The sequence below is a fragment of the Sediminibacterium ginsengisoli genome, assembly GCF_900167075.1.
Lineage (GTDB): Bacteria > Bacteroidota > Bacteroidia > Chitinophagales > Chitinophagaceae > Sediminibacterium > Sediminibacterium ginsengisoli.
The window spans coordinates 1-1,274 of record NZ_FUWH01000020.1; the positions used below are offsets into that span (position 1 = coordinate 1).

The 1,274-nt window shown below is 40.0% G+C and carries 1 protein-coding gene; it reads right to left on the minus strand.

All coding sequences use genetic code 11. The annotated features are described in order from the left end of the window. Window positions 1-23 precede the first annotated feature (23 nt). On the minus strand, window positions 24-1,205 hold the full coding sequence (locus tag B5D42_RS17790; RefSeq protein ID WP_078832898.1) for an IS4 family transposase: 1,182 nt from the start codon (window positions 1,203-1,205) through the stop codon (window positions 24-26). Between the last annotated feature and the right edge of the window lie 69 nt (window positions 1,206-1,274).

Below are 1,274 nucleotides of genomic sequence, written 5' to 3' on the forward strand. Positions count from 1 at the left end.
GACCACAGGTGTTCGAAAGATATTTATGAGGAGTTACACAATAAAATAGCGTTCATTTTTTCGGGATCACCGCCGCACTTGATAATCAGATATTTAATTATCTCTGCTTCGAGATCAGCGGCGAACTTCAGCCTGGGTATTTTATATCCCGGTTGTTTCGTTTCTTTTTTATAAGCGCTTAATAAAATGGCTGCGATCATTGTGACATAGAGAACAACCTTAATCCCATTTTCACTTCTATTCACCAGGTGACTGAAATTGAATAATTGCTTGATGAATTTGAAAAAGACTTCAATATCCCACCTTCGGCGGTATACTTCCGTCACATCCTCAGCCTTCAGATCCAGATCATTAGTGACAAAAACGATGCGTTTGCCATCAGTGATCCTGACAGACTCAATTCTCCTGTATAAATGCTTGCTTTTTTTGCCCTTGTTCCCATATAGATAACACAAATCATCCGAGAGAATACTAACGGAAGCGGTATTGATAGGCAATGCGCTGTTCCTGGCTCCGGCTTGCCTTATTTCATACCTTGCATTATCTGACAGTCTTGATACAAATCGGATACCATGCGCCGTAAACTCATCGTAGGTATCCCGGCCCGTAATACCCCTGTCAAATACCTTAATACGGTTTTTATCCTCAACTGACTGTATCAATACGACCTCTCTCAAAGCAACATTTTCACTGGTATGAGATTGAGAAGTAAAAAAATGAACTTTTTCAGCTATCCCGTTGGAGTACCCTATGGTAAATTTCAACTGCCGGATATTAGCAGCATTCCCCCCGCCTTTGAGATTATAACCGGTTTTCAACAATCTGGAAGACAGCGACACAATTGTGGAATCAAAACGGATGATATGCTCCTGATCCTTGCCTAAATATTGCTTATAGAGCGACACACAATTGGAAAACAACTTCTCGAAATAAGCGGGATTGATATCCGATAGCCGCTTACTGATTGAATTATAGCGGATGCTTTTCTTTTGGAAATTTTGATTGATTGAAGCAAACAATAATGTTTCGTAGGCCGACTCCATCGTTCTGAGGCTATTGTCCTTATGACTAATCAAACAGTGAAGTAACAATTTGAAAATAACCTCGGCCTGTAACTTCTTCGAAAAGATATCAACTTCCGTCTCTGCAGCCAGCTCTACCAGCATATCCGAAGGAATTAACGACAAAACTTTATCAAGGAACATTCTTCCTTAACGTCTTTTACGCAATTTATTGTCTAATAGCAATAATTTATCTTTCGAACACCTGTGGTC

What these genes read in the sequence shown, in the direction of transcription:
- B5D42_RS17790 (WP_078832898.1), bottom strand. Translation starts at nt 1,205, where the DNA reads ATGTTCCTTGATAAAGTTTTGTCGTTAATTCCTTCGGATATGCTGGTA.